This is a genomic window from Rhizobium sp. BK399, assembly GCF_014194695.1.
GTDB lineage: Bacteria > Pseudomonadota > Alphaproteobacteria > Rhizobiales > Rhizobiaceae > Rhizobium.
In genome coordinates, this window is sequence record NZ_JACIAH010000005.1 from 269951 (window position 1) to 290242 (window position 20292).

General features: G+C 59.6%; 24 protein-coding genes. 7 read left to right on the forward strand and 17 right to left on the reverse strand.

Annotated elements, in window-relative coordinates; translation table 11 throughout:
- Positions 1-66: 66 nt before the first annotated feature.
- Positions 67-1641 carry a phospholipase D-like domain-containing protein gene (locus FHT97_RS13810; protein ID WP_246712623.1) on the forward strand — a complete coding sequence of 525 codons (1575 nt, stop codon included), beginning with the start codon at positions 67-69 and terminating at the stop codon, positions 1639-1641.
- Here FHT97_RS13810 and FHT97_RS13815 read toward each other — a convergent pair.
- Positions 1591-1836 (reverse strand): hypothetical protein, encoded by a 246-nt coding sequence (locus tag FHT97_RS13815; protein ID WP_183862890.1) that lies wholly within the window; start codon positions 1834-1836, stop codon positions 1591-1593. The two genes, FHT97_RS13810 and FHT97_RS13815, sit on opposite strands and share 51 nt — an antisense overlap.
- A 77-nt stretch (positions 1837-1913) precedes the next feature.
- Here FHT97_RS13815 and FHT97_RS13820 point away from each other — a divergent pair, with 77 nt between their 5' ends.
- Positions 1914-2687 carry an endonuclease/exonuclease/phosphatase family protein gene (locus FHT97_RS13820; RefSeq protein WP_183862892.1) on the forward strand — a complete coding sequence of 258 codons (774 nt, stop codon included), beginning with the start codon at positions 1914-1916 and terminating at the stop codon, positions 2685-2687.
- 269 nt (positions 2688-2956) lie between these two features.
- On the opposite strand, the gene FHT97_RS13825 is transcribed toward FHT97_RS13820, so the two are convergent.
- The 9 genes from FHT97_RS13825 to FHT97_RS13865 all read right to left on the reverse strand — a co-directional run bounded on the left by FHT97_RS13825 (position 2957) and on the right by FHT97_RS13865 (position 10882).
- Positions 2957-3277, reverse strand: coding sequence for a low affinity iron permease family protein (locus tag FHT97_RS13825; protein WP_183862894.1), 321 nt, complete (start codon positions 3275-3277; stop codon positions 2957-2959).
- Positions 3278-3480: 203 nt separating this feature from the next.
- The gene (locus FHT97_RS13830) at positions 3481-4272 is read right to left on the reverse strand and encodes an SDR family NAD(P)-dependent oxidoreductase (RefSeq protein WP_016554328.1); all 792 of its coding nucleotides are present in this window, start codon (positions 4270-4272) and stop codon (positions 3481-3483) included.
- Between the two features lie 201 nt (positions 4273-4473).
- Positions 4474-4803 (reverse strand): cupin domain-containing protein, encoded by a 330-nt coding sequence (locus FHT97_RS13835; RefSeq protein WP_183756279.1) that lies wholly within the window; start codon positions 4801-4803, stop codon positions 4474-4476.
- Between the two features lie 9 nt (positions 4804-4812).
- Positions 4813-5568, reverse strand: coding sequence for a 2-dehydro-3-deoxy-D-gluconate 5-dehydrogenase KduD (gene kduD / locus FHT97_RS13840; protein ID WP_183862896.1), 756 nt, complete (start codon positions 5566-5568; stop codon positions 4813-4815).
- On the reverse strand, positions 5565-6407 hold the full coding sequence (kduI, locus tag FHT97_RS13845) for a 5-dehydro-4-deoxy-D-glucuronate isomerase (RefSeq protein ID WP_183756277.1): 843 nt from the start codon (positions 6405-6407) through the stop codon (positions 5565-5567). The genes kduD and kduI overlap by 4 nt, the downstream gene beginning before the upstream one ends.
- 31 nt (positions 6408-6438) lie before the next feature.
- The gene (locus tag FHT97_RS13850) at positions 6439-7176 is read right to left on the reverse strand and encodes an ATP-binding cassette domain-containing protein (protein ID WP_183756276.1); all 738 of its coding nucleotides are present in this window, start codon (positions 7174-7176) and stop codon (positions 6439-6441) included.
- Entirely contained in the window at positions 7176-8195 is a 1020-nt protein-coding gene (locus FHT97_RS13855; RefSeq protein WP_183756275.1) for an ABC transporter permease, read from the reverse strand. Before FHT97_RS13855 ends, FHT97_RS13850 begins: the two co-directional genes overlap by 1 nt.
- Positions 8196-8264: 69 nt before the next feature.
- The gene (locus FHT97_RS13860; protein ID WP_183862898.1) at positions 8265-9215 is read right to left on the reverse strand and encodes a substrate-binding domain-containing protein; all 951 of its coding nucleotides are present in this window, start codon (positions 9213-9215) and stop codon (positions 8265-8267) included.
- A gap of 152 nt (positions 9216-9367) precedes the next feature.
- The gene (locus tag FHT97_RS13865) at positions 9368-10882 is read right to left on the reverse strand and encodes an aldehyde dehydrogenase family protein (protein WP_183862900.1); all 1515 of its coding nucleotides are present in this window, start codon (positions 10880-10882) and stop codon (positions 9368-9370) included.
- Positions 10883-11003: 121 nt separating this feature from the next.
- Here FHT97_RS13865 and FHT97_RS13870 point away from each other — a divergent pair, with 121 nt between their 5' ends.
- Positions 11004-11705, forward strand: coding sequence for a GntR family transcriptional regulator (locus FHT97_RS13870; protein ID WP_183862902.1), 702 nt, complete (start codon positions 11004-11006; stop codon positions 11703-11705).
- A gap of 374 nt (positions 11706-12079) precedes the next feature.
- Here FHT97_RS13870 and FHT97_RS13875 read toward each other — a convergent pair whose 3' ends face one another.
- The 5 genes from FHT97_RS13875 to FHT97_RS13895 form a co-directional block, all read right to left on the reverse strand.
- Positions 12080-12571 carry an SRPBCC family protein gene (locus FHT97_RS13875; protein WP_183862904.1) on the reverse strand — a complete coding sequence of 164 codons (492 nt, stop codon included), beginning with the start codon at positions 12569-12571 and terminating at the stop codon, positions 12080-12082.
- Positions 12552-12911 carry a metalloregulator ArsR/SmtB family transcription factor gene (locus tag FHT97_RS13880; RefSeq protein ID WP_183862906.1) on the reverse strand — a complete coding sequence of 120 codons (360 nt, stop codon included), beginning with the start codon at positions 12909-12911 and terminating at the stop codon, positions 12552-12554. Before FHT97_RS13880 ends, FHT97_RS13875 begins: the two co-directional genes overlap by 20 nt.
- 383 nt (positions 12912-13294) lie before the next feature.
- Positions 13295-13699 carry a response regulator gene (locus FHT97_RS13885; protein ID WP_183756270.1) on the reverse strand — a complete coding sequence of 135 codons (405 nt, stop codon included), beginning with the start codon at positions 13697-13699 and terminating at the stop codon, positions 13295-13297.
- Positions 13700-13999: 300 nt separating this feature from the next.
- Positions 14000-15319, reverse strand: coding sequence for an epoxide hydrolase (locus FHT97_RS13890; RefSeq protein WP_183862908.1), 1320 nt, complete (start codon positions 15317-15319; stop codon positions 14000-14002).
- A 23-nt stretch (positions 15320-15342) separates the two neighbouring features.
- Positions 15343-15738: a cupin domain-containing protein gene (locus FHT97_RS13895; protein ID WP_183862910.1), complete on the reverse strand. Its 396-nt coding sequence runs from the start codon at positions 15736-15738 to the stop codon at positions 15343-15345.
- Between the two features lie 259 nt (positions 15739-15997).
- Here FHT97_RS13895 and FHT97_RS13900 point away from each other — a divergent pair, with 259 nt between their 5' ends.
- Positions 15998-16162: a hypothetical protein gene (locus tag FHT97_RS13900; protein ID WP_183862912.1), complete on the forward strand. Its 165-nt coding sequence runs from the start codon at positions 15998-16000 to the stop codon at positions 16160-16162.
- Between the two features lie 19 nt (positions 16163-16181).
- Here the strand turns inward: FHT97_RS13900 and FHT97_RS13905 are convergent, their stop codons facing one another.
- Entirely contained in the window at positions 16182-16643 is a 462-nt protein-coding gene (locus tag FHT97_RS13905; protein ID WP_183862914.1) for a MarR family transcriptional regulator, read from the reverse strand.
- 197 nt (positions 16644-16840) lie between these two features.
- On the opposite strand from FHT97_RS13905, the gene FHT97_RS13910 reads away from it, so the two are divergent.
- Both FHT97_RS13910 and FHT97_RS13915 read left to right on the forward strand, forming a co-directional pair.
- Complete coding sequence (locus FHT97_RS13910; RefSeq protein ID WP_183756265.1) at positions 16841-17281, forward strand: VOC family protein; 441 nt, start codon at positions 16841-16843, stop codon at positions 17279-17281.
- A gap of 112 nt (positions 17282-17393) precedes the next feature.
- A complete protein-coding gene (locus FHT97_RS13915) occupies positions 17394-18611 on the forward strand; it encodes an NADH:flavin oxidoreductase/NADH oxidase family protein (RefSeq protein WP_183862916.1) in 1218 nt (405 codons plus the stop codon).
- Between the two features lie 74 nt (positions 18612-18685).
- Here the strand turns inward: FHT97_RS13915 and FHT97_RS13920 are convergent, their stop codons facing one another.
- Positions 18686-19255 (reverse strand): TetR/AcrR family transcriptional regulator, encoded by a 570-nt coding sequence (locus tag FHT97_RS13920; protein WP_183862918.1) that lies wholly within the window; start codon positions 19253-19255, stop codon positions 18686-18688.
- Between the two features lie 216 nt (positions 19256-19471).
- Here FHT97_RS13920 and FHT97_RS13925 point away from each other — a divergent pair, with 216 nt between their 5' ends.
- Positions 19472-19999, forward strand: a complete 528-nt coding sequence (locus FHT97_RS13925; protein ID WP_183862920.1) for a DUF417 family protein — start codon at positions 19472-19474, stop codon at positions 19997-19999.
- The last annotated feature ends 293 nt before the right edge of the window (positions 20000-20292 follow it).

A 20292-nucleotide genomic window follows, 5' to 3' on the forward strand; every position in this document is an offset into this window, starting at 1 on the left:
GGCAGCGATTGCCAGCCATGATACCAGACCGGATGCATTTTCTTTCCCTCGCTTTGGAACGGACCTTTGCCCAGCACGTTTCGCGAGACATCCGAGGTCAAGGGAAAACAAGGCAACATGCAGGAGTATCGATCGGCGGACGACGCCCCCACAACGCGGAATGCATTCCAGCTAGTCACCGCCGCCCTGAAACGCCCGTCCAGGCAGACACCTTCACAACAGATCATACGGCCCCGCCGCAACGCCTGGCGCAGCGGTGTCGCCGATGAGACCACCTTCTTGATCGACGGCTCCGCGTATTTTTCTGCGCTTGATCAAGCGCTTCGGAAAGCGCGACGGGAAGTATGGATCATTGGTTGGGATTTCAATCCGGATATTCGCCTGAGACCAGATGTCAGCTCCGAAACGCTCGGCGAGCTACTCCTGTCTCTTGTTGACGACATCCCGCAGCTCCGGCTCAGGATTCTGGTCTGGGGCATGGGGCCAATCTATTCCGGCAAGTCCGTGCGATTGTTTCGCAGAAACGCCGTCTCCATCCACCCGCAGATTTCGCTGCGGTTCGATTTTGGTCATCCGCTCCGTGCTTGCCATCACCAGAAGCTCGTATCGATTGATGGTTCCCTCGCCTTTTTAGGGGGCATCGACTTGACGGACCGGCGATGGGACGAACCCGACCATCGGGTTGAGCACCCCCTAAGGCGATCAACGGACGGCACCCTCTACCCCCCGGTACACGACATTCAGTGCCTCGTCTCCGGCGAGGCCGCGCTCATGCTTCGTGACCTGGCACGACGACGCTGGAATAGAGCGACGCGCGAGAGGATTGTGCCTGGTATCGAACCCACCGAGGCTGGCCCGCTCTTGGCCGCCGACATGGTCCAGACTCCTGCCGCCATCGCCTTGACGGAACCAGGCCTGATTGGCAAGCGCGGCCGCTATCAGGCCCGTCGGCTTACGCGCGACGCCATAGCCGCAGCAAAGCGTTTGATCTATATCGAGACCCAATATCTGGCATCCGCTGGTGTAGGACGGTCGATTGCAAGGCGACTGAAGGAGCCCAACGGACCGGAGATTGCCGTCGTGGTGACGAAGAGCTCGCACGGCCTGATTGAGAAGCTTGCGATGGGCAACAATCGCGACCGACTCATCCGACGCTTAAAGCGCTCCGATCGCTTTGATCGGCTGAGGGTAATGTATGCCGTTGTGCCGGATGGCACCGGGGGTGAACAGGAGCTTATCGTCCACTCGAAGCTTATTATCGTTGACGACAGTTTCGTGCGCATAGGCTCGTCAAATCTCAACAACCGCTCGGAAGGACTGGATACCGAATGCGACCTTGCCCTCGAAGCCGACTGTTCTGACCATCGGGATTCCATCAGATCGCTACGTCATCGACTAATGGCGGAGCATCTTGGAGCAAGTCCAGCCGTCGTGCGCGAGATGGAGCAAACACGGACGATGCTTGAGACGATCGCGGCGCTCAACACCGGTGAACGTGGGCTCAGGGACTTCAAGGTTGATCTTCATCGTGGCGAAACCACCCCGTTTCTCGGCACGTCCCTTATCGATCCCCGGCGCCCATACTGGCCGTTACAGAAGTTGCGCTTGCGACTGGGGCGGTTGCTCAATGCGCTTCTCTAGCTGCTTCTTCCGCCCTCTGCGGACGGCGACCTCGCTAATTGCGAAAGCCGGCAACCCCAGCAGAAGCGGAAGCAGGAAGTAGATCGCCCGAAACACGATCAGCCCGCCGATTGCGGCAGCGCCCGGCAGGATGGCGCTGACAACTGCCTCCAATACGCCGAGACCGCCGGGAACGTGGGTGACGAGGATGGCCATGTTGGCCAGTACGAAAGCAGCCGCACTTTGACACTCTTGTCTTGGGAACGATCTAGGTTCTGGCGGGTTCCAGCTGCATGAATACAAGCTCCCCTCTCCCTCAGCACTTGGACCGCCGCGAGTTCAAAATCCTCACTTATAATGTGCATAGTTGCGTCGGCACCGACCGCCGGGTTGATCCACACAGGATTGCAGACGTGATCGCGCGCTCGGAGGCAGACATCATTGCCGTTCAAGAACTCGACGTCGGCCGAAAGCGGACGGGCGGGGTCGATCAAGCTGCAACGATTGCGGCTCTGCTCAAGATGGAGGCGCACTTTCACCCCGCACTGCATGTCGAGGAGGAGCGCTATGGCGACGCCGTTCTGACGGCCCTACCCACTCGCCTGATGAGCGCGGGGCCACTGCCCTCGGCTGGCGAGACACGTGGGGCGATCTGGATGCGCATCGATGTCGGGGGATCGGCCGTCAACCTGATCAACACTCACCTTGGCCTGCGCAGTCGCGACCGCGATCGGCAGGTGGCAGCACTTCTCGGCGCGGACTGGATCGGACACCCGGAGTTTCAGGGCGCACCGGCGATCGTCTGCGGGGATTTCAACGCCATTCCATCCTCGCCTGCATACAAAAGCCTCGCAAAGCACTTTCGGGATGCCCAGAGCATGGTCTCCGCAATGCCACGGCCGACCTTTCCTTCATGGTATCCGTTGTTGCGCATTGACCATGTCTTCGTATCGAAAGAACTCCGCGTTGACTCCACCTCAATCGCGCTTGACCCGCTGACGCGCCGGGCCTCGGATCATTTACCGCTACAGGTGAACCTTAGAATCGTGCAGGACCACTCGACCTGAACGCGCGCCCCGCGAAGTCAGCCCCATAACCGACTCGCGAACGACCTGAGCACCGTAAACGATACGATCGCATTGTCGCGGCAAGCTCGCCGAGTTGGTCACCCTATAGGGTGGCTGGATCGTGCCAATTCCGGTCATTCACGATCAGCAGTTCACTTCCCAACAACGCGCCCGCTGGGTGTTCTCGGCCTGACGGCCCCAACGAGGTCCGTCGGCATTCTGCACCAGGTTTGAGATCGAGAATAAGTGCGACGTTCCTTGATCGCCTGTCACTTTTCCGGATTTTGAACGTCACGGAAGGTCTCGATTTCTTCCGGCTCTTTCTCATCCATCCGTGTAATCTCGTTCCTCGCCTCACCGTGCGCGTAAAGCAGTTCGTCCAATTTGGCGTGAATGGCTTGGGTGTCCCGGTGTTCGGCACGCTGGATGAAGAGTGTCATCGACCAGGTGGCAATGGTAGCGACGCCATGCCACTCCAGGGTCTCCGGGCTGAGGATTAGCCATCCAATGGTGTACATGGCGACGACGAGGAAAGCCCATGGGCGGGCAGTCCAAGTACCAAGCTGTGTCAGAAGTGATTGCCACTGCATCGTGTTCTCCATCCGTTGATGGAGTCACAACCCGCATTCACGATCGCGGTTCCGGCAAGGCTACCACGACACAGCCTCAGAGTCCGGGACGCAGAGATCCCCGACAATGAAGACGTCGCGGTTCCCGGGCCTGAGAGCCGTTCCCGCTACACGTGGAGCAGGCTAGGCCGATCAAACCCGGCTCGCTCGTGAAAATTCTGCTCTTAGAGAGTGTCAATGACACCGCCGTCAACGCGAACGGATGCGCCCGTCGTCGCGGAAGCGAACGGCGACGCAAGATAGGTTACTAAGTTTGCGACTTCCTCGACGCTGGTGGCGCGTTGAATGATCGAGCTACCGCGATGCTGCTTGACGAAGGCGGCAGCGATCTCCTCCAATGGCAACCCGGTCTTAGCTTGCTCGTCGGCAAGCATCGCTTCCACGCCTTCTGAAAGCGTGGGGCCAGGAAGGACGGAGTTCACCGTGATACCCGTGCCGGCCATGCGCTTGGCGAGACCGCGGGCGACCGCGATGTCGGCCGTCTTACTAACGCCGTAGTGGATCATCTCGACTGGAATGTTGAAACCGGATTCGGACGCCAAGAAAATCACGCGGCCCCAGTTCAATGTCTGCATGCCTGGAAGATAGGCGCGGGCCAGCCTGACGGCGGACATGACGTTGACCTGCCAGTGTCGATCCCAAACCTCGTCGCTCGCGTCGAAAAAGTCGATCGGCTGGAAGATGCCCGCGTTGTTAATCAGGATGTCTACCTGGGGAACTTGGGCAACCAGGGCCGCACACCCCTCGGCGGTCGAGAGGTCGGCGGCCGCAGACTTGACGCTGCCCCTGGCGCCTTCGCCCTTGAGCCGTTCGGCGGCCTTTGCAGTCTTGTCTTCTGACCGACCGTTGACCACGACATCCGCTCCAGCCCTTGAAAGCTGGCGGGCAATTGCGTAGCCGATACCTTCCGTTGATCCTGTGACCAGCGCCCTCTTTCCAGTGAGATCGATTTGCATTTTTTGCTCCCGTCAAGGTTGGATGACGAAACCTATAGTCAGTTCTGCGGTCCCGCAACGGTCTGACTACCGGGAGACTCAGCGATATTTTCAGACAGCTTCGAGCCGCAATGTCGGATGCGGCCGTACTCTGCCAGTACTCGCCGTATCCGCTGGACCTAGCCGCGCGCCCCTTCCGTCCTCTGGGAGAAGCGCCTCATCCTAAAGGAAATCGTCGCGCCTTGGCGTGAAGGTGTCGATCAGCAGTCCCTTTTCAACGGCGACAACGCCATGGACGAGGTTGGGAGCAACGATGAAGCTGGAACCGGCGTCTAGCCTTGTGGTGACGCCGTCGACGGTGACGTCGAAGGCGCCCTCGGCCACGTAGCTTACCTGGGTGTGTGGATGTGAATGAAGCGCACCAATGGCGCCGGGCTCGAAACTGAAGGCGACGAGCATCATTTCCGGGCGGTGCGAGAGAACGGCGCGCCTGTTGCCGGGTGCGACTTCGGTCCAGGTGATGTCGTCGGGAAGCGTGTAGTGATCGGCCATTATCATCTCCTATCGGGCAAGCCAGCCGCCATCGACCGGCAGCACCGTGCCATGAACATAATCGGAAGCGCGCGACGCCAGATAGACCGCCGTGCCCACCATATCCTCGGCCTTCGCCCAGCGGGCGGCCGGGATGCGCTTGAGGATATCGGCGCTTCGTTCGGCATCGGCGCGAAGCGCCTCGGTATTATTGGTTTCGACGTAGCCGGGCGCGATGGCGTTCACATTGATGCCCTTCGATGCCCACTCGTTCGCCATTAGCCGGGTGATCCCGGCAAGCCCGCTTTTCGAAGCCGTATAAGACGGAATGCGGATGCCGCCCTGGAAGGAAAGGAGCGAGGCGATATTGATGATCTTCGCCGGCGCTTGCCGTGCGACTGCGGCCTTCGCGAAGGCCTGGCAGAGGAAGAAGACGGACTTCAGGTTGGTGTCGAGCACCGCATCCCAATCCTCCTCCGTAAACTCCAGCGCATCGGCGCGGCGGATGATGCCGGCATTGTTGACGAGGATATCGGGCGAGGCGCCGGCGGCAAGGGCGCGTTCGACAACGGCCTTCGCCTCCCCGATATCGGACAGGTCAGCCTTCAGCGATACGAACCGGCGCCCCGTCAATGCGACCGCGTCCGCTGTCTCGTCCATCGCTGAGCGGCCGACGCCGACGATGTCGGCCCCTGCTTCAGCCAGGCCAACCGCGATGGCCTGGCCGATGCCGGTATTGGCGCCGGTGACGATGGCCCAGCGGCCATTAAGATCGAAAAGGCTCATCGCAGGTCTTCCATCGGCACCTTGTCCATGTCGGTGAAGCTCATGTTATCGCCAGCCATCGCCCAGATGAAGGCGTAACGGCCGGTGCCGGCGCCGGAATGGATCGACCACCCGGGCGACAGCACCGCGTCGTGGTTTTTCAGCACGACATGCCGGGTCTCGCTGGGTTCGCCCATGAAGTGGAAAATGCGGGTCGTCTCCTGCATGCCGAAATAGAGATAAACCTCCATACGCCGATCGTGCACATGCGCCGGCATCGTGTTCCAGACCGAGCCCGGTTCGAACATCGTCAGCCCCACGAGCAATTGGCAGCTGTCGCAGACATCTGGGTGCACATACTGATTGATGGTGCGGGCATTGGATTCCTCGGCCGAGCCCACGACCACCTTCCTTGCCATCTCGCGGGTGATGTGCACCGTCGGGCACGCCCGATGCGCGGGCGCGCTTAGCAGATAGAAGAGCGCAGGCGCCGCCGAATCCTTGCTGGCGAAGCTCAGGGCTCCTTCGCCCATTCCGATATAGAGCGCCTCCTGGAAGCCGAGTTCGTAGGGCTTACCCGCGACGCTGACCGTACCGGCGCCGCCGATATTGACGATGGCGGCCTCGCGCCGATCGAGAAAGCGCTCCGTGCCGGTCTGTGCGATCGCGGCGATCTCAAGAGGACTGGCAATCGGCATGACGCCGCCGACGATCATGCGATCGAGATGGCTGTAGGTGAGGTTGGCCTCACCTGGGCGAAACAAGTTCTCGATCACGAAACCGTCGCGCAGTCCCTGGGTGTCTCGCCTTGCGGCATCCTCGGGTCCGACGACCTGGCGTACCGACACTGAAATGGTCACGGGCTATGCCCCTTCTGTCTGTTGGGTGGGATCAGGTGAGCACGACATATTCGGTCAGCTGGTTGATCGTCGTGTCCGCCTTGTCGACATCGAACACCTTGGTGCCGTGGCTCATGATCACGAAGCGGTCGCAGACCTGGTAGGCGTGGTAAATGTTGTGCGTCACCAAGACGCTGGAGACGTTCTCGGCCTTGAGCTTCAGCACCTGGTTCAAGAGCGCCTCCGTCTCGCGAACCGACAGCGCCGAGGTCGGCTCGTCGAGAAGCAGCACGCGCTTCTTGAAATAGACCGCGCGGGCGATGGCGACCGCCTGCTTCTGGCCGCCGGAGAGATTGCCAACCAGCGTATCGGGGCTATCGATGCCGGAAATGTGGACCGCGTTCTGCAGCACCTCCATGGCAATCTCGCGCATTTCGCGCTGCCTGAGGAAGCCGAAGCGATCGGTGAGTTCACGGCCCATGAAGATGTTGCGGGTGATCGAGAGGGAATCGACCAATGCCGTATGCTGGTAGATGGTCTCGATGCCGGCATCGGCGGAATCGGACCGGCAGGTGAAGGCGGTCTTCTTGCCGTCGACGCTGAGGTAGCCGTCCGTCGGCTTGTGAATGCCGGAGATCAGGTTGACCGTCGTCGACTTGCCGGCGCCATTATCCCCGAGCAGGCCAACCACTTCGCCTTCGCCGATGTGGAAGCTCAGATTGCGCAGTGCCGTCAGCGCGCCGAAGCTCTTCGAGATATTGTGTAGTTCCAGAAGATTGGTGGCCGACATCACGCAAGACCTCGCCGCTCGATAAGATGGTTGAAGATGGCGGCCAGCACGATCAGCGTCGCGATGAACATGTCGAGATAGAAGCCCGGTGCGCGCAGCAGGAGCAGCACGTCCGTGATGGTGTGGATCAAGAGCACGCCGAGGAAGATGCCGATGATCGAGCCGCGCCCGCCGCGCAGCGACAGTCCTCCGATCACGCAGGCGGCGATCGCCTGGAGTTCCAATCCAGCGCCCTGCCCCGGCTGCACGCTGCCGACGCGGGCGGTGGCAAGAATGCCGGCCACTGCCGCCATGCCGCCGGCGATCGCGAATGCCACGAGCTTGACGCGGTTGGTGTTAATGCCGATCGCCTCCGCAGCGCCGCGATTGCCACCGGTCGCGAAGACGTGGTTGCCGAAACGGTGACTGTGGACGAGATAGTGGAAGCCGACGACGAAAAGAACGATCCAGATGAAAGCCGCGTTGATGCCAAAAAGCGTGCCGGAGAACAGGCTGGTAAAGATCGGTTCCGGGTCGAAGCGCACCTGGACGGCGCCGTTATAGAGCAGGACCGCGCCGCGCCAGAACAACAGACCGCCCAAGGTAACGATGAAGGACGGCAGCCCGAAGCGCAGCGTGATGTGGCCGTTGAGCAGCCCGATCATGATGCCGGCCAGCACGCCGAGCGGTGCGGCTATGAAGGCGCTCAATCCGGCGCCAACGAGGCTCGCCATCAGGATGGCGGTGAAGGTGTAGACGGAACCGATGGAGAGGTCGAACTCGCCTGCGATCATCAGCACGCCGGCGCCAAGCGCCAGGCAGCCGAGCACGGGAATTGCCTTCATCAGGATCGTCAGGTTCTGCGGCGAGAGATAGCGAAACTGATCGGGATAGAGCAAGGCGCCTGCGATGCAGACGATCTGCAGCGTCATGAAGACGAGGAAGATCGCGCCTGCCGGCATCGCCATGATCTGCCTGAGAATAGGTTGCTTCTGCGTCCGCGACCGGGGCGCGGCACTTTCTGCGAGAATTGGTGTCACGGTCTGGTACTCGATCGATTGAAGACGGAGAACCTGCCGGCATCACCGGCAGGCTCCCACGAAACGCGTTTAGCGGAAGCTGCCGATCAGCGGCTTGACCGAGCTGATGCGCGACTTGTCGAGGAAGGCGCCCTGGCCGGTGTCGACATCCGTCGGCGTCAGCCCGTACTTCTTCGAGAGCGCGATCTGGGCGATCGGGTAGTAGCCCTGAAGGTAGGGTTGCTGGTCCATGGTCGCGAACATCGCGCCGGATTCAACCGCATTAACGATCTCGACTGCCAGATCGAAGCCGCCGAACGGGATCTTCACGCCAGCGTCCTTGATGGCACCGGCACCGACCGTCGAGGTGACAGAGCCCGTTCCGAACAGCGCCTTGACGCCGGGATTGGCGATCAGGAACTGCGCCATGATATTCTGCGCCTCGGCTGGATCGAGACCGGCGCGAACCGTCTCGACCTTGATGCCGTTTTCCTTCATCGCCTTCTCGATTCCGCCGCCACGCGCGACCGCGAAGCTCGCCTCGGGAATTTCACGCGGATTGAAAACGACGTCGCCGGACTTCAAGCCGAATTCCTTGATCATCCGGTTGCCGAGCTCGTAGCCGGAAGAGAACTCGTTCATGCCGACATAGGCCTGGCGGCAATTGCCCTTCGCGCCTTCGAGGTCGTCATTGTTGAAACCGATGACGACGATGCCGGCCTTCACGGCCGCGCAGATGCTTTCGTCGAAGGCATCCGACGAAGAGATGGCGACAGCGATGCCATCGACGCCTGCTGCCGTGGCGCTCTCGATCAGGTCGTTCTGGCGAACCGGATCGTTGTTTGCGTATTGCACGTCGAGATCGACGCCGAACTGTGCCGCCGCATCCTTCGCGCCCTTCACCACGGGGTTGAAGAACTGGACACTCGGATCGAGATAGATGATCATCGTTGCCTTGACGTCGGCGGCTAATGCCGTAGATGTCATCATCGTGGCGATACCCGCGGCGAGTGCTGCGGTTTTCAACCTGGTCAATTTCATTTGCGTATCCTCCCTTTGGATGTGCAATGCGGGGTCGAAAGACCCAAGTCTCGGCTGGCGGGCTCCGACCAAAGATCACGCCGGCCGAGATTTTCCTCCCAGACGTCCCGCCTTCTCCCAAAAGCAGAAACGCCCTATCCCTTTGTTCCCTGTCAGCCGAACCACGGCGCCGGTCGCCCGAACGTCACGTGCACGCCCTTGAACTGGGAATATTCATCGAAGCCATAGCGGCCGAGCTCGCGGCCGAGGCCGCTTTTCTTGTAGCCGCCGATCGGCAGTTCCGGCGTGCCGTCGATGACGCTGTTGATCCAGCAACGGCCGGCGCGGATGCGGCGGATGCTCTGCATGGCGTTTTCGAGATTGGTGGACCAGACCGAAGCGGAAAGGCCGAACTCGCTGGCATTGGCGAGCGCTACGGCTTCGTCCGCGGTCTTGAAGGTCAAGGTCGAAAGCACCGGTCCGAAGATCTCCTCGCGGGCGATCGACATGTCGGGCTTCACGCCGGCAAACACGGTGGGAGCGTAATAGATGCCGGCCTCCTTGCCGACGCGCTCGCCGCCGAGCAGCAGCTCGGCGCCGGATGCAATGCCGGCTTCCACATAGGAATGAACCTTGCCGACATGGGCTTCGGATATCATCGCCCCGATCTTCGTGCGATCGTTCAAGGGATCGCCGAAAGTCACCTTGCGCGAGATATCGAGCAGGCGTTCCATCAAAGCGTCGCGGATACCTTCCTGGACCAGCAATCGGCTGCCGGAAATGCAGCACTGTCCGCCATTGTGATAGACACCGTAAGCAATACCATCGGCGGCGGCCTCGAGATCCGCATCGGCAAAGACGATCTGCGGACCCTTGCCGCCGAGCTCCAGCCCGACGCGCTTGACGCTGCGCGCGGCGATCTCGCCAAGCTTGGTCCCGACACGCACGGAGCCGGTGAAGGCAACCATGTCGACGCCGGGATCTTCGGCCAACACCTGGCCGGCCGGATCGCCGTAGCCGGTCACGACGTTGAAGACGCCATCGGGAATGCCGGCCTCACGTGCCAGTTCCGCCATACGGACCGACGTTCCCGAGGTGAATTCCGACGGCTTGAGGACAACGGTACATCCTGCGCCGATCGCCCACGGCACGCGCTCGGAGGCGATGATGAAGGGGAAATTCCAGGGTGTGATGATGCCGACGACGCCGACAGCTTCGCGCAGCACCAGACCCAGGCGATCGTCGCCGATATTGTTATGCGCCTGCCCTTCCAGAGCACGCGCCTGACCGGCGGCGTAAGACCAGAGGTCGGCGCAAAAACCGATCTCGCCGCGCGCCTGGGCGATCGGCTTGCCGACCTCCAGGCTCTCGGCCAAGGCCAGTTCTTCCTGGCGCTTGAGGATCAAGTCCGCTACCTTGAACATCAGGCGCGAGCGCTCCGCGCCCGACATGCGCGGCCAGGGACCTGTATCGAAGGCACGACGCGCAGCCGCGATTGCCAAGCGCACATCGTCAGCCGAGGCTTCCGGCCATGTACCGACCACGACACCCGCATGCCCCGGGCTGACGCGGTCAATCGTACGGCCCGATGCGGCATCCACCGACTTGCCATCGACAAGCATCTGGTAGCGGGATTTAATGTTCAGCCGCGGATCACTGGAATCAGGCGCAATGAAATTGGACAGCACGTTACCCTGCAAGCCGACGCATCGTGCCGGCCCTCCCTTTTTACCCGGTTTTGAGCCACCGGATTTATGTTGCGTTTGAATTGTATGGTACTGTATGGTGGTTTAAATTGGATGTCAACGCATGACGGCGACGAAAGACATGAACCTTGAATCCTTGAAGATTGAGACCGGCGAGACCGCAGCAGCACAGGTCGAGCGCGACCTGCGGGAGGCGATCATCAAGCTCGAATTGGCCCCGGGCACGCGGTTGTCGGAACAGGATATCGCCACACGCATGGGCGTCTCGCGCCAACCCGTGCGAGAGGCCCTCATCGCGCTCGGAAAATCAAAGCTGGTCGATGTGCGCCCGAACAGGGGCACTGTGGTCGTCAGGATCTCGGCGCGGCAGATGATGGAGGCGCGCTTCGTCCGCGAAGCGCTTGAGACCGCCGTTGTCCGTCGCGCCAGCGACAGTTTCGACAGCTGGACACGGCGCCGGATCGACACAATTCTTGCCCGGCAGACCGCTGCCATGGAGGCCCATGACCACAACGCATTCAGACGCGAGGACGAGCAGTTTCATATCGCAATCGCGGAAGGCGCCGGCTGTAGCCTTGCCTGGAATGCGATTGCCGACATCAAAGCCCATATGGATCGCGTCTGCAATCTCCAGCTTCGCCACCCCGATTCCATGATGCGGCTGATCGCCGAGCATGAGGCCATCATCACCGCCATCGACAGTCGCGACGCCGATGCTGCGGCATCCGCGATGTGCGCGCATCTCAACGGCATCCTGTCAGACCTACCGCAAATAGAAGCGGATCATCCCGACCTTTTCGAATGATGCGGCGCAGCGGTTACGCGCTGTGCGGGGTGAGTTGTGGGGAGCGGAGGTCGCGGACGTTGCATCAGCGAGTCGTTGCGCGGCTGTCGCGATCGATAGCTATTCCTGGAGACCGCATGGCGGAGCCGTTCAAGGAGGCGTTGGCAATCTGCCTCGTTCTTGTACGCCGTCCGTTTTCGTCATGCGGCGACGTATCCGAATGCCCTGCTCGACGCTTTGAAGCCTCTTCTAACTTTGCAATAGTCCGCAATCTGCGGGAATCGGAAATCAAACGTCGCGCTGAACACCCGACGTCATCAGGCAGTCCCACTGCACCGGCTCCCTACTTCGTGCCGTTTTGATGACATGGCCGATCGACTTGAAGGGCGGCACTTTTAGACGCTGGCGCCAAGGGAGATGAGAAGTTCATCCAACTGCGCGAACTGCTCTGGCATCGCGTCTTCCATGCCGACGAAAGCCTCGTCGAGCGCTTCTTTCGAGGGATACAGTTCTTGCAGGACTAGCAGCGTTCCGCCATCCTTTTCCTCGAAGGTCACAGTCGTGACGGCAGCGGTGTCGCTTTCGTCATTGGTCCAGACGAGGCGCGACGGTGGTGACACTTCCAGATACTTGCCGAAGAAGGCCATGGAGTCAGAGGCATCATGTCCGAACGTGACGCGATAGCTGCCTCCGGTGCGCACATCCATCTCGCACGAAAGCATGGGCACGCCGCACGACTTCGGCGCCCACCACAGTTTGAACAACTCGGGCTTGGTCCACGCGTCGAACACAAGGCGAACCGGACCGTTGAAGGTGCGCGTCACGACAAGTTCGCGCTCGGACCTCCGTTCGACCCCGGTGCGGTCGTTACTCGCTCTGTAGCCCATCGATTCTCTCCTTCCGTTTCAGGGTCTCGACGACTTCATCCAACGCGTCGAAGCGTGCGTTCCAGATCTGGCGGCGCGCTTCAATCCAGGCCGCCCCCTCCTCGAGCCCGAGCGGGTCGAGCCTGCAGGTCCGCACGCGGCCGACCTTCTCCGTTGTCACAAGCCCCGCCTGCTCCAAGACGCCGACGTGCTTCTTCATGCCTGTGAGGGTCATGTGGAACTTCTTTGCAAGCTCCGTGATCGAAGCATCCGCACTTCCAAGCTGTTCCAGAACGCCGCGTCGGGTGGCGTCCGAGAGCGCGGCAAAGCAGGTGTCAAGGCTAGCTGAAAACTGAACCATCTAGTTCAGTTTATATCACGCGGGTCGGCTTCGAGCAAGGGGACCGAGGTTGGTCGCCAGGCGATGAGTTGCGAGGAGCGGCGGACGCTGGCGTTTGCGCGATGCAGCGCCGATCCACGGAAGGTCGACGTTGCCTCCAGAAGGCAATCAGCTTCAGCCCAAGTTGGACTGCTACGTCGGCGGATTCGAAGAGATAAAGATGGCCATCGCCTGTAAAGTTCTCATGTCGTCGACCGTATTGACTGGCAATGCTCCGGGAGGGGTATGGCGTGATCAATGCTTGATGGCCCAACGATGCCCGGCAATACCGCTAGGCAGGAGGCCTCCATGAAGGTAACCACTTCCATCCGGGCGCAAGCCGGTCTGCGGACTCCCGATTGTCGTCAGACCGCATCAAACTCGACCAGACTCTTCGGTGGCGGGATGTCCGTTCGACCAGCTCGCCGATCGGCGACATACTGGATCGCTTCCACGAGTTCCAAATCCAAAATCGGCTTCTGGATCACTCCCAGCGCCCCTGGCACTCCGCCTCGAAGCGCACCTGGATCACTGGTCATGAAAAGCACCGTCACGTCGGCCTCCACCAATGTCCGCCCGACAATGGGTCCAGTAGGGCCATCCTCGAGATTCACGTCCACGAGCGCCATGTCCGCGTCGGTGGCAAGCATGAGTGCCTGATACATGTTGCTCGCGATCCCAACAGGACGATGTCCGAGTTCCTCTATCGTGTCCTGCAGGTTGAGCGCCACGAGCGGTTGGTCTTCGACGATTAGTACATTGAACGACATGGTGTCTTCTCCGAACTGTCCTATCGAAGGATTAACCCTTGTCGCCCCAGGCTTGTTCCAAGGGTTGTTGCTTACCGGAACGGAACGGCGGTTGGTTGTGTGAGGATGCGAGATGAAGCGCATGTCGGTAGTCTGGGATCGAATGGCATGACATCTGAAAGCATGTCACCGGATAGATCTAAGAGCTGTTCAGCTACGGAATGCACGATGTCCCCTTCCCGCTGAAATCCGCTCGCGACGAGGTTAGTCAAGGAAGCGATAAATGTCGCCCGAGAGCGCGGCGCAGTTTGGCGACCCCCTTCAAGATCGCAGGCTAATAAATGCCGCCCTGATCTCCTGGCTGAACAGGTTGGGTTCTTCCCACGCCGCGAAATGACCTCCCCTGGAGGCTCGGTTGTAGTAGATCAGCTTCGGATACGCCCTGACCAGCCACTCCTTCGGCGGCCTGTACACCTCTCCGGGAAAGATGGTCACGCCAGCGGGCACCTGAATAGCTGTAAGCTTTGCGCCTGAGACCGTGTTCTCCCAATAGATTTTGCCGCTGGACGGCCCCGTGTTGGTCAGCCAGTACAAGGTGATATTGTCGAGGATCGCGTCCTTTGACAGCGCTTTTTCTGGCTCACCGCGGGTGAATACCCAGTCGGCGATCTTGTCGTATAACCAGGCAGCAAGCCCAACTGGCGAGTCGGCTATGCCGTAACCGACAGTCTCCGGACGGGTGTTCATGATGGCCGCGTACCCGAAGCCGTTGTTCAGGAAATCCCTTGCTTCGCCGAAGATCTTTTTCTCGTCGGTAGAGAGAGCAGCCGGCGCTGGAGCACCACTCTTCAATGCCTGGGCAGCGTCCGGTGGGAACGTTGTTGCCCGTTCGATGCGATTGACGTGAATGCCGAGGAGGCCCTCAGGAGCCTGGCGACCAAGCGCATCGGAGATAATTGCTCCCCAATCACCGCCTTGGGAGACGTAGCTGCTATAACCGAGACGCCTCATGAGCACGTCCCATGCGCCCGCGATGCGCTGCGGGTTCCATCCGGTCACGCTCGGCTTTTCCGAAAAACCGAAACCGGGGATGGACGGCAGCACGAGATGGAAGGCGTCTTCGGCCTTGCCGCCGTGCATAGTCGGATCGGTCAACGGTCCAATGACATTGAGGAGTTCGAAAACCGAACCTGGCCAGCCATGTGTCATGATCAACGGCAAAGCGTTCTGATGCTTGGACCGAACGTGAATGAAATGGATATCAAGCCCGTCGATTTCAGTCAGAAATTGCGGGAATGCGTTCAACCTAGTCTCGGCGTCCCGCCAATCGTAATCGGTCTGCCAATATTCGACGAGTTCCCACAGTCTGGTCGGCGGAACGCCCTGGGAGCGGTCGGTGACAGTTTGCCCGTCCGGCCAGCGCGTTGCCGCAAGCCGCCGCCGCAAATCGAGTAGCGCAGATTCCGGAACCTCAGCCTTGAACGGTCGTATTTCACCTGTGGAACCTGCTTTGGCCATTCTGGGCTCCGTCGCATTGGCAAACGACGGTAAAATCGCAGTGGACAGAGCGGCAGCCGTTCCCGCAAACAAGAGAGCGCGGCGAGACAGATCCGTGGCAGCGGTTTTTGCGATCAGGGTCATGACATTTCCTCCCTTCTGGTGAATTACTTCACAGGTTCAACGAGCTTAGCATTCCGGCTGACGATGTAAGTCGCCAGCTCCGACGCCTTGCCATCCCCCACGTTTCGAGCGGAATGGGCAACACCATCCGGGATGAACAGGGATTGCCCCGCCTTCAGTGTAACGGCTTCCCTTCCCTCAAGCTTGTACTCGAGTGTTCCCTGAAGAACGTAGGCCACCTCCTCGCCAGGGTGCCGGTGGTTTACCGCGAATGCGCCTGGATCAAAGTCGACCCGCACCTGCACGGCTTCCTTGCCGGAAATGCTGATGTCCTCCTTTACCAAGTCCGTCCGTCGAATTTCAGGCTGATCGGCTCTTGCAATCTGGAAGGCGAAAGCGGCGATAACCAGAGCCGCGGAAACGATACGTCGTGCGTTCATTGGATTGCTCCTTGGTTGATAATGAGCTCGTGCGACTGCACCGTGCTTGCAACCCAAAATCAGGCCATTCGGTATCCGGTTTGTTTTTCGAGGCGACTGAAATGTAACGAAGCGTCGTCCGGCGCACGTTTGGATACAATCCAATACAAAATCGTCCGCTGCGGAGGTTCCTGCGATGTTGATATTATGTTGCATATGCATCATAACGGACGCATCGAAATTGGCCTGGCGTCCACCCCATACCATAAGGAGCCTTGAGATGCTGAAACGCTCTATACCACTCTTTTTCTCGGTCGCGCTCACCGCTACCGTCGGAGCCGGCGCTGCTTCCGCGGACAACCCCACCGAGATCGGTTACATTGACCTAACCCCCGATATCACGCTTCGCCGCATGGTCGTGGCGGAAATCCACGCCGCGAATTAGAGCGCAGCCACAAGCGGCCTTATGTCGGTTCGTCCTCCCTTGGAAGGTTTTCGGCTATGTCAATGATTGCTTCTGCACCATTGTTGCCAACAAGAGCGGTTGCTTTGCGCTGCGCCTCGCGCCAAGCGGGAGCCGCCTCGCTGAGAAGCTTCTTCCCGGCAGAGGAAATGACGACCGGACGGCTGCGGCCGCCCTTAGTCGGAAGCTCCTCGATCCAGCCTTCCTTGAGGAGCGGTGCGAGGCTGCGCGTCAACGTCGTCCGGTCTTGGAAATTTGCACGGCCGATTTCCGAGCGGCTGGCACCTCCCAGTTTTGCAATCATGATGAGCATGGAGAACTGGGATGCGGTCAGGCCATGGTTCCGCAGTTCCTGGTCATAGATGTTTGTTACCACCCTGGAGATGCGCCTGGCCCTGGTCATCAGGCATCCGGATACGACTTCGCCAACGATATACGACTCGGGATCAATTCGATCATCCATCGTTCAACCTCCACAAACTCGAGAGGTAACTTATGTAGTGTATACGCAACATATCTTCAACCTGAGCATGGATGCTGGACCCTCCAAGGCAGACAAAAATGACCTGGTCTCTTCCGGTTCGGAGGACCGTCGATGCCTTGGAGCCATCGGCCGCAAAAGATGCAGCCATTCGACCAAGAGTGAAAGGAAGAACTGAAATGAACGACACTGCAAAGAGTAAAACGGCCGTCGAAACGGACAGAGTGCGCGGCTTGCCAAGCCATTCGACCGTTGGCACAAACGATCTGGAAACCGCTTCTTCATTCTACGACAAACTGCTTTCCGTGTTCGGCATCGGGCGCGTTCTGGTCCAGCCTGGTCGTGCCGTCTATTACGGCCACAGGACCCTTGAGTTCGGCGTCATCAAGCCGTTTGACGGACAACCAGCGACTGTCGGCAACGGTGGCATGGTGGCTTTCGAGGCCCGTTCCCGCGCCCAGGTTGAGGAAGTCCACGCGGCAGCCTTGGCACTCGGTGGCCAAGACGAAGGTGCTCCCGGTCCGCGAGGCGAGAATGGCGCCGACCCTTACTGTGCCTATTTCCGTGATCCTGAGGGCAATAAGTTTCTCGTCTACCGCGCAGGACCGGACGAGCTCTGATTGCTGGCACGACGGGAGGCGTAGGGGTTACGCCTCCCAGCAAAAGCGCAGCACCGAAGTTGTTGTGCAACTCGTTTTCGTCGATAACTAATAAACGCCGGAGTAATTTGTCGTGGATCCTCTATCGCAAACGAATGGACCTCTGTTCGAGCCGCTTCCGCTGCCTTGCGGTTTGACACTGAACAATCGAATTGCGAAATCCGCGATGTCGGACTCCCTAGGGGACGGAACTGGCCATCCGACCGCTGCGCAGACGCGGCTATATCAACGCTGGGCCGAAGGTGGGTTGGCCGTCTCGATAATCGGCGAAGTGCAGCTCACCTCCGGCTACGCCGAGAACCCTGGCAACCTGGTACTTAACGAAGCGTCGGACCTTGAACGGTTCCGGAAACTTGCCCTTCATGGCAGCGAAAACGGCACAAGCTTATGGCTACAGCTCGGCCACGCAGGAGCGCTTGCCTACGCACCGACCAGCAAACCAAAGGGGCCGACTGCTTTCGACCTGCCGGGACTGCGCTGCGTGGAAATAACATCCGAGGAAATAGGTCAACTGCCATCACAATTTGCGGCCACAGCCCGGTTGGCGCAGGAGGCTGGTTTTGGAGGTGTGCAGATTCACGCGGCACATGGGTTTTTGCTCAGTCAGTTTCTTTCGCCTCTGTTTAACAAGCGGACGGACGGGTACGGGGGCGCGATCGCCAGCCGTATGCGGCTCTTGCTGGAAGCCATCGATGCAACCCGCGCCGCTGTCGGACCGAGCTTCCCGATTGCCGTTAAGCTCAATTCTTCTGACGAACTGGAGGGAGGATTCGACGAGGAAGACGCGCTCAAGGTCGTGGCGGCGTTGGACCGAACCTCGATCGACCTGATCGACATCAGCGGTGGGACCTACTTTCCTGGAGCCAAGTCCGCTTCCGACAGGTCCGGACGTGGACCCTATTTCCTCGAATTCGCAAAACGTGCGCGCGCTATGATGACGAAGCCTCTTATGCTGACAGGAGGCTTCAAGACGCGCGCGCAGGCCGAAGACGCCGTGGCGAGCGGTGCAGTTGATATGGTCGGTCTCGCGCGTGCTCTCGTCCTCGAACCTTCGCTGCCCAATCTCTGGAAAGAACAAAAGAAATCGGAGCCAGCCTTTCCAAAGTTTTCGGATGCCCCGGAGGGTGGGGTTACAGCATGGTACACAATGCGGCTGGCTGAGATCGGCACCAACACGGAAACATCTGATTTCCTTGGCCTCGAACGGGCAATCCAGGCCTACAAAGCCCGCGACGAAGCGCGAACGGAACAGTGGTCGGCTCATTTCGAAAATGCAGCTAGAACAAGCTAACCCGACTACATCGGGCTCACGCCGCCCCATCACCGACCACCCGCTCTCGATGTGCCGCGGCTCCTGAGTACTGGCTAACAGCGCTCTATCGTCGCGGTAAGCGCCGTTGCCATCCGCTTCGCCTGGCGGGCAGGCTCCACCGAGCGAGTAATTTGGGCTACGGCCGTTGCTCCTTCCTGGAGAAGGTTGATTTCGTCCGCCACACGCCGAGGGTCACGGAATCGCGCCGCGTGAGCGAGCTCCTCGAAGTATGCGAGTGACAGACGCTTGTGCATCTCCGCAGCTCGAAACACGGGATCGGCGATGTCCTTGTGTTCTCCCGCAGCAGCCATAAAGCCGCAACCTCTAAACTCTTTGTCCTTGAACCATTGTTCCAGAAAGTCGAACGTCGACAGAATTCGCTCGACGGGATCCTTTGCGCACGTTTCCACGAACTCGCGCATCTCACGACGATCTGCTTCGTCGCGCCGCTCCAGTGCCGCGACGATCAGCTCCTCCTTTGTTTCGAAGTGCCGGTAAAGGGTGGTTTTAGCGACGCCGCTTTCCGAGACAATCAAGTCGATGCCAGTCGCGTGGTATCCATACTCATTGAAAAGCCGCAGAGCGGTCTCCAGCAAATGGTTCTTGATCTCCGACCGCCGCATTGCCCTACCTTTCACAACTGATCTGTATCGTTAAATAGTCGTTCGTGGAAGCCGACGCAATACCGTTGCGGCGTTCCAGGCGCCGGCCTAGTCGCGGATTCGTGATTCGCTACCGAAACAGATCGGTAGTATTTGTCTCCGAACGATACAAATCGGTATCGTTAAACTCGAGCGAGACGAAAGCTCGGCGCTATCATCAGCCAATGGGAGAAGAAAATGACCGAAATTATTCAACACATCGGCATTCAGCCGAAATCGAAGCGCATCGAAAGCATCCAGCATTTAGCAGAGACTTACGCGCGTACGGCAACGACAGCTGGCCTTTATGTAGCGATCACTGTCATATACGCTTGGTTCGGCGGCATGAAATTCACCGCCTACGAGGCGCAAGGCCTTGTGGATCTGGTCAGCAACAACCCGCTGGTAAGCTGGATGTACTCAATCCTGAGTGTGCGAGGTTTTTCGAGCTTCCTCGGCATACTCGAAATCAGCATTGGAGCACTTATAGCCGCGAGGCCTGTCAGCCCGGTTTACTCGCTGGTTGGAGGCGTGCTGTCATCTGGCCTGTTCGTCACCACGATCAGTTTCATGATTACAACCCCAGGCGTGGTCGTCCCGGAACTCGGGTTCCCCGCGATCTCGGTCGCGCCAGGCCAGTTCCTTCTCAAGGACGTCGGTCTTCTAGCACTGTCGCTCTGGATTGCGATGGATTCCCTTATCGCAATCCGGTTCACGCGAACCTGAGGGCCAACGAGCTTTGAATACCAGCCTTTAAAGCGAGCGCCCTCTTCGGGGCGTCGCCATTCAATAAACTTGAAATGCGCGCCATTGTGCCACCGCGATCTTCTTCACTGATGGTATGGAGGATTGGTACCGTGAACGAATTGTCCCACGGCATTGGCGCGCTCTTTGAGACGTGGGCGATTTTCGGATTGATTGGAGCGCTGGGCTTCCTCCTCGGGTTCGCGATGAACCACGGATCGATCTGCACCTTCATCGCTGCGACCGAACTGGTGTCACAACGCAGGCCCGCACGA

Coding starts and splice junctions, on each gene's coding strand:
- FHT97_RS13815 (WP_183862890.1), bottom strand. CDS start 1,836: ATGGCCATCCTCGTCACCCACGTTCCCGGCGGTCTCGGCGTATTGGAG.
- FHT97_RS13820 (WP_183862892.1), top strand. CDS start 1,914: ATGAATACAAGCTCCCCTCTCCCTCAGCACTTGGACCGCCGCGAGTTC.
- FHT97_RS13825 (WP_183862894.1), bottom strand. CDS start 3,277: ATGCAGTGGCAATCACTTCTGACACAGCTTGGTACTTGGACTGCCCGC.
- FHT97_RS13830 (WP_016554328.1), bottom strand. CDS start 4,272: ATGCAAATCGATCTCACTGGAAAGAGGGCGCTGGTCACAGGATCAACG.
- FHT97_RS13835 (WP_183756279.1), bottom strand. CDS start 4,803: ATGGCCGATCACTACACGCTTCCCGACGACATCACCTGGACCGAAGTC.
- kduD (WP_183862896.1), bottom strand. CDS start 5,568: ATGAGCCTTTTCGATCTTAATGGCCGCTGGGCCATCGTCACCGGCGCC.
- FHT97_RS13850 (WP_183756276.1), bottom strand. CDS start 7,176: ATGTCGGCCACCAATCTTCTGGAACTACACAATATCTCGAAGAGCTTC.
- FHT97_RS13860 (WP_183862898.1), bottom strand. CDS start 9,215: ATGAAATTGACCAGGTTGAAAACCGCAGCACTCGCCGCGGGTATCGCC.
- FHT97_RS13870 (WP_183862902.1), top strand. CDS start 11,004: ATGACGGCGACGAAAGACATGAACCTTGAATCCTTGAAGATTGAGACC.
- FHT97_RS13875 (WP_183862904.1), bottom strand. CDS start 12,571: ATGGGCTACAGAGCGAGTAACGACCGCACCGGGGTCGAACGGAGGTCC.
- FHT97_RS13880 (WP_183862906.1), bottom strand. CDS start 12,911: ATGGTTCAGTTTTCAGCTAGCCTTGACACCTGCTTTGCCGCGCTCTCG.
- FHT97_RS13885 (WP_183756270.1), bottom strand. CDS start 13,699: ATGTCGTTCAATGTACTAATCGTCGAAGACCAACCGCTCGTGGCGCTC.
- FHT97_RS13890 (WP_183862908.1), bottom strand. CDS start 15,319: ATGACCCTGATCGCAAAAACCGCTGCCACGGATCTGTCTCGCCGCGCT.
- FHT97_RS13895 (WP_183862910.1), bottom strand. CDS start 15,738: ATGAACGCACGACGTATCGTTTCCGCGGCTCTGGTTATCGCCGCTTTC.
- FHT97_RS13900 (WP_183862912.1), top strand. CDS start 15,998: ATGCTGAAACGCTCTATACCACTCTTTTTCTCGGTCGCGCTCACCGCT.
- FHT97_RS13905 (WP_183862914.1), bottom strand. CDS start 16,643: ATGGATGATCGAATTGATCCCGAGTCGTATATCGTTGGCGAAGTCGTA.
- FHT97_RS13910 (WP_183756265.1), top strand. CDS start 16,841: ATGAACGACACTGCAAAGAGTAAAACGGCCGTCGAAACGGACAGAGTG.
- FHT97_RS13920 (WP_183862918.1), bottom strand. CDS start 19,255: ATGCGGCGGTCGGAGATCAAGAACCATTTGCTGGAGACCGCTCTGCGG.
- FHT97_RS13925 (WP_183862920.1), top strand. CDS start 19,472: ATGACCGAAATTATTCAACACATCGGCATTCAGCCGAAATCGAAGCGC.